Here is a 6,415-nt window from a genome sequence, read left to right as displayed (position 1 = left end):
ATGGGCGGAGTGAGGAGTCCAGGGTCCGCAGAGGGTTCAGCAGCCTTTGTTCAACCTAGCGGTTGATGACGAAGCCGCACGCCGAGTCGAGCACCACCTTCGCGCCCGCCAGCGCCTTCAGCAGCCGCTCGTAGTGCGTGCGCTCCGCGGACAACTGCGCCTCCACCGCCTCCGCGTCCAGCCCCTGGTGCGTCAATGACAACCGCATCCGCTCCAGCGCGCCGTCGCGCTCGGCTTCGAGCGCCTTGCGCGCCCGCGTCTGCAGCTTCGCCATCTCCGCCTCGGCCGCCTTCTGCGCCACCGGAATGCCCTGCTCCACGAAGGCCCCGAAGCCCGGGAAGATGCGCAGCCACTCGTCGCCCTTCAACCCCTTGCCCTCGGCCTCCAGCGCCGGCAGCACCGTCGTGTCCGCCTTCGGGCCCGTGGGGCCCTCCACCACCGCCACGTGCACCAGCGTGCGCTCCAGGAAGCGGGCGATCTGCCGGCTCGGCACCCGCGCTCCCGGTGACGTGTCCTCCGGCTCCGGCATCTGCACGTGGTAGAGCAGCTCCACCCCCTTCGCCTTCAGCGGCCCCCGCTTCTCGATGAAGCGCGCCCCGCTGCGTCCGTACGGCCCGTCCCGCAGGAAGCCGAACAGCGCCTCGACAATCGAGTGGCCCGTCGCGAAGTACTCCAGCTCCTCCGCCTCCACCGCCGTGTCCCGCCAGAAGGTGCCCAACACCGTCCGGTCCTCGTTGATGTCGATTCCCGGCAGGCCCTCCACCTTCAACGCATGGCCGAACTGGAACGCGCACTGGAATGCATCCACCTGCTCGTCCGTGTCCACGCCAATCCCCACCCGCCGCGCCAGCTCCGTCACCGTCTCCTCGAGCTTCTCATCCAGGTCCCGCGCCACGCTCCACAGGCCCTCCTCGAGGCTCTGCTCCTCCTCCTCGTCCGCCTCCACCCCGATGCGCTCCTGCGCCCGCGTCACCAGCCGCGCCACCGCGTCCTTGTCGAACGAGCGGATGTCCAGCAGCGGGTCATACGCGCGCTTCACCTGCGCCCGCGCCTTCTCCACCCGCTCCTTCAGCTCCGAGGCGTACGCCACCCGCGACTCGCGCGGCAGCAGCGCCATCTCCGTCAGCCGCTCCTCCACCTCCTCCAGCACCGCGTCCAGGCCCCCCACCGTCTCGCCGAACACGCCCACCGCGTCCGCCAGCAGCATCAACACGTCCGACGCCAGCGTCCCCGCCGGCTCGAACACGTGGATCTCCACCGGGTGGTTCTGCCCGATACGGTCCAGGCGGCCAATGCGCTGCTCCACCGTGGACGGGCTCCAGGGCAAATCGTAGTGCACCAGGTGGTGCGCGAACTGGAAGTTGCGGCCCTCGCCGCCCACCTCCGTGCACAGCAGCACCTTGGGGCCCTCGGGGTCCCGGAAGCGCGCCACCTGCCGGTCCCGCTCCACCATGGGCAGGTCTCCATGGTAGGCGAGCGCCTCCACGCCCTCGCGCCCCAGCTCCGTGCGCAGCGCCTCCAGCGTGTCCCGGCTCTCCGTGAACACGAGCACCTTCGCGCCCGGCTCCGCGCCCCAGATGCGGCCGCGCAGCACGTCCAGGAAGGCGCCGAATTTCGCATCCCGCGTGGGCAGCTTCAGGCTCCCCGCCACGCCGGCCAGCGCCTTGTTCGTGCGCAGGGCCTCGCCGAACGCCGCGGGGCTCGACTCCAGCCGGCGCAGCAGGTTGCCCAGCGGCGCGCCACGCAGGTTGCTCTCCGCCAGCGCCGCCAGCGCCGCGTCCCGCGTCTTCAGCTCCTCGGCCGACAGCTTCACCGGGTGCCGGTGCAGGCGCCGCGTGGAGAACCCGCCCACCACCGCGCGCCGGTTGCGCACCAGCCGATCCGACAGGCTGTACGTCTCCGCCAGGTGTTGCAGCAGCGCGTCCTTGTCCTTCAGCGACTTCAGCTTCGCGTCGTCCGGGAAGCGCGCCGCCAGGGCCTTCACCGCCCCCGCCGCCTCCTGGCCCTCCAACAGCCCACGCACCGCCGCGCTCAGCTCCTCCTGCCGCGCCAGCCGCTGCTCGAAGCCCTTCACCGTGGGCGCCGTGGACGCGTCGATGAGCGTCAACAGCCCGTGGTACTCGGCGGGGTCCAACTGCATGGGCGTGGCCGTCAGCAGCAGCAGGCCCCAGCTGTTGCCCGCCAGCGCCTCGGCCGCCTCGAAGGCCTTCTCGCCCTTGAGGTGGTGCGCCTCGTCGATGATGACCAGGTCCCAGAAGGCGTCCTCGCCCGCCACCGAGCGCCGGTGCTCCTCGCCGCGCGCCAACATCTCCAGGCTCGTCACCACCAGCGGGAAGCGCGCCCACGGCGACACCCCCGGCATCTCCTTCAGCGACTGCGCGTAGCGCTCCGAGTCCATCAGCGTGAAGAGCTGGTTGAACTTGTGGAAGAGCTCCACCAGCCACTGCACCGTCAGGTGGCTCGGCGCCACCACCAGCACCCGCCGGGCCAGGCCCGACAGCCGCAGCGCGCTGAACACCATGCCCGCTTCAATCGTCTTCCCGAGGCCCACCTCGTCGGCGAGCACGAAGCGCGGCCGGCGCGCGCTCAGCACGCGCTGCACCACGCCCACCTGGTGCGGCTTCACCATCACCCGGCTGGCCAGCAGCGCGCCCAGCGCGTCACACCGCCGCTCGTCGTCCATCACCAGCGCCTGCTTGCGCAGCGTGAAGGCGCGCGCGTCCCCCACCCGCCCCTCGCGCAGCGTGGACAGCAGGTCCGAGCGCGGCGCGAGCGCGTGCACCTCGGACTCGGGCATCTCGTCCTCCTCGCCCGTGTCCGTGTAGCGGAGGACGTACCGGCGCAGCCCCCGGCCGCCCTCCTCCTCGCCCAGCACCGTGGCCCGCCGGCCCTTGGCCGTCTGCACGGGCTCGCCCTTCATCAACTGGTGGTGCACCAGCGCCCCACCCTTGGTGGACACCAGCACCGGCTCTCCCGTCCGGGCGGGAAAGAGGACGAGCGCCTTGGCGCCCTCGTCCTGCAGCTCCAGGAGATGCCCCACGCCCCACTCGGGCTGGGGGAGATAGCGGACCTTGTTGCCAGGTACGAAGGACATGGTCGGAAACGGACCCTCCAAAGTGGAAAGGGGGTTCGCTCATAACCCCGGCCCGCCCCCTCGGCCATCCCGCGAACCCCTCGAATTCAGGACCGGCCTCGTACCCCGGGCCGGGGACGCTGTCACCCATTCGACACCTCCCTGCCCATCCGGGCGATTCCTCCACCCCCCCACTCCAGGCAAGGTGCCTCGACCTGCGCGCCGGAGTCCGGGGCCGCTGGGGGGGAGATCCACATGCTGCCGCGTCATCCAACGGCCGCGCTTCGCGCGGGCGTGAACCTGTTCGCCTTCGCCCTGCTCCTCGTGGGCTACCTGCTCCTGGCGCCCGCGCCCCTGCCCACCCAGGGCGGGGAGGCGGGCGGGCTGCGCGTGCTGGTGATGGCGACGGGCTTCGTGGGGATGGCCGTGGGGTGCGCCCTGGGCTGGACGCTGCGCCAGAACGCTTCCGGGCCGGAGGAGGGACCGGATTCCGGGCCGGACCCCCGGCTGGAGGCGCTGGCCCGGGAGAACGCGCGCCTGCGCGCCGAGGCGCAGGAAGCCCTCGAGCTGGTGGGCGTGGCCGCGCATGACCTGGGCAATCCCCTGCTCGCGCTCCAGTTGCGCCTGCAGCGGCTGCGCGCCCAGACGCGCGAGAATCCCCACGCCCAGGAGGGGCTCGCCCTCATCGAGCGCGAGGCGCGCCGCATGGGCCTGATGGTGCATGATCTGCTGGACCTCTCACGCCTGTCCGCCGACCGGCTGCCCCTGGAGCTCGAGGAGCTGGACCTGGCCGCCCTCGCCCGGGAGGTGGCCGAGCGCTTCTCCGACCAGGCCACCGCCACGGGCAGCACCCTGGTGGTGCACGCGCCCGGCCCCGTGCGCGGCCGGTGGGATCGCCAGCGCATGGACCGCGTGGCCACCAACCTGCTCAGCAACGCCCTCAAGTTCGGCCAGGGCCGGCCCGTCGAGGTGCACGTGCATGCCGAGGGGGAGCGCGTCCGGCTCGCCGTGAAGGACCACGGCATGGGCCTGCCTCCGGACGCACGGGGCCGCCTCTTCGGCCGCTTCGAGCGCCTGGGCGCCACCGGACGGCCCGGCACCGGGCTCGGCCTCTACATCGTCCACCAGCTCGTCGAGGCCCACGGCGGCACCATCCACGTCTCCAGCCTCCCGGGCCACGGCGCCACCTTCACCGTCGAGCTGCCCTCCCTCCACTCCCCGTCCTGAGGCGCGTGGGTGACGCGACGCTTCCTCTCACCCAACCCCACACGTCACCCACAACGACTCACACCAACCCTCCAAAAGTGGACTTCACGGGAAGCTGAATAATTCCCATAGAAGTTGAAATTCCAGGTCGAATCACTTTATTCTGTCGTGGCTCGAATCGAGTTGTTCCCTGACCGACGGGGAGCAGCCGGGACAGCACCGGCCCCCCACCTTACAGGTAGGGAGCGGAGGCCGGTGTCGAGAACCAGGGCCGGGGGTGGGTTCGCCCGAGGCCAAGCGCCAAGAGGAGGGGCCGCCATGAGCGGAATGGGAGCACTCTACGTGCCGTCGCAGCCGTCTGTCCGCAACCCGGGTCGTGGGAAGGGGTGGTGGTTCATGGCTCTCGCCCTGCTCGCGGGAGGCTGCGCGGAGCAGGTGGCCCCCCCGGAGGAGCCCACGAGCCTGAGCCAGGCCCTCACGCAGGCCGCGGAGGCGCGCCCGGGCCCGGCCGCCGCTCCGGTCGGACTGGCGCTCGAGGTGGATGGCGGCACCGGCATCCCGCTCAAGGTGAAGGCCGGGCAGAGCTTCTTCATCAACCAGATTGATCTGCGCGCCTCCCTCACGGCCACGCGGGACGAGGGCGTGGACGGCCTGCGGCGCACGGGGGACTTCGCGCAGTTGCCCTGGCAGGGCGTGCGGCTGGCGGACGAGGAGTCCATCCCCCTGGCCAACCCGGACGGAACCTTCACCCGCCGCCGCTTCTACCGCGATGCGCAGTGGATGGAGCAGCCGAGTGTCTTCACCGTGCAGCCCGTGGACGCGCGGGGCCGCCCCACGGGCAAGACCATCAGCCTGCAGCTCGGCAAGGATGACCGTTTCAAGTCCAACGACGACTTCTTCATCCGCCGTCTGCGCGCCATCCAGTGGACGAACGACTGCCGCACCGCCACGGACTGCCGCGGCGCGAAGAGCTTCTCCGAGGAGGCGCTCGTCGAGGTGCGCAACGCCCGGAGCGGCGCCACCGCCTTCACGCTCTCGGCGGACACCCGGGCCCTGAAGCTGGACTGGTCGCTGCGCCCCGGCGCCCCGTACACCATCCCCGTGGAGCAGGTGGCCCGGCCCACCTACGCGTATGGCTTCTCCATCGACGTGAAGGCCGTCACCCCGGCGCGCGCGGATGGCACCTACGCGCCCGGCTCGGCCGTCACCTTCCAGATGGCGCTGCGGGACGGCGCCGGCAAGCGCCTCCACGCGGAGGGCAGCATGCCCTCCTACAACGAGGTGACTTTCGGGCAGAATGAGCCCGGCATCCAGTACTACCGGGCCTTCGCCTTCATCGACCCCTCCGCCACGTACTACCGCCGCAAGCACCGGGAGCGCATGCTGATGACGCAGATCATCGGACCCGCCCAGCGCATCCAACCCATCCGCAGCATCGTGGAGCTGGACGCGTTCCTCGGCCCGGAGGACGTGCAGACCATCGGCACCTTCGAGCGCGACGGCGTCTACGCCCAGTTCCAGACCTTCCCGCCGTCCAACAAGCTCTTCGGCGGCGCCTTCTTCCCGGAGCAGGGGGGCTGGGACGCGCCGGTGAGCACCTCGTGGACGTACCAGATTCCGGCCAACGCCGAGCCCGGCACCTACCTGGTGACGGTGAAGGGCCGCCGCGTCTACCTGGGCGAGGACGTCCCCGCCAGCCGCACCATCGAGATCCAGGTGGGCAACCCCGCGCGCACCCAGGCCCACCTCACCACGGGCTCCTGCAAGACGTGCCACACCGACGGCGGTGAGTTCACCAAGGTGCTGCACGGCAACGACAACCGCGCCGGGTGCGCCGCCTGCCATGCCCCGCTGGGCTTCGAGCTCGAGGGCCCCATCGTGGTGCGCACCCACTTCATCCACTCGCGCTCGGACCGCTTCGACGCGCCCAAGGAGCAGTGCGCCACCTGCCACCTGACGAAGGAGAGCACGCAGCGCACCAGCAAGGCCGCCTGCCTCTCGTGCCACAAGAGCTACCCCGACTCGCACGTGGCGCGGTTCGGTCCCATCGAGAGCATGTACGTCGGCGGCGGGCGCGAGTCCTTCCAGCAGTGCACCGGCGCCTGCCACAAAACCCACCCGGGGAGCGGCTTCTAA

General features: G+C 71.2%; 3 protein-coding genes. 2 read left to right on the top strand and 1 reads right to left on the bottom strand.

The genetic code is table 11. From position 1 onward, the window contains the following. Positions 1-55 precede the first annotated feature (55 nt). Positions 56-3,094, bottom strand: coding sequence for a helicase-related protein (locus Q664_RS24990; protein WP_043400662.1), 3,039 nt, complete (start codon positions 3,092-3,094; stop codon positions 56-58). Between the two features lie 234 nt (positions 3,095-3,328). On the opposite strand from Q664_RS24990, the gene Q664_RS24985 reads away from it, so the two are divergent. Continuing rightward, positions 3,329-4,300: a sensor histidine kinase gene (locus Q664_RS24985; RefSeq protein ID WP_052518633.1), complete on the top strand. Its 972-nt coding sequence runs from the start codon at positions 3,329-3,331 to the stop codon at positions 4,298-4,300. A 297-nt stretch (positions 4,301-4,597) separates the two neighbouring features. Continuing rightward, positions 4,598-6,415, top strand: coding sequence for a cytochrome c3 family protein (locus Q664_RS24980; RefSeq protein WP_043400660.1), 1,818 nt, complete (start codon positions 4,598-4,600; stop codon positions 6,413-6,415).

This window comes from Archangium violaceum Cb vi76, assembly GCF_000733295.1.
GTDB lineage: Bacteria > Myxococcota > Myxococcia > Myxococcales > Myxococcaceae > Archangium > Archangium violaceum.
The sequence above is the reverse complement of the archived record's forward strand: the minus strand, read 5'-3'. Positions and strand labels throughout refer to the sequence as shown.

Excerpts from the sequence above, each read along its gene's own strand:
- Q664_RS24990 (WP_043400662.1), bottom strand. The coding sequence starts at position 3,094 with ATGTCCTTCGTACCTGGCAACAAGGTCCGCTATCTCCCCCAGCCCGAG.
- Q664_RS24985 (WP_052518633.1), top strand. The coding sequence starts at position 3,329 with ATGCTGCCGCGTCATCCAACGGCCGCGCTTCGCGCGGGCGTGAACCTG.
- Q664_RS24980 (WP_043400660.1), top strand. The coding sequence starts at position 4,598 with ATGAGCGGAATGGGAGCACTCTACGTGCCGTCGCAGCCGTCTGTCCGC.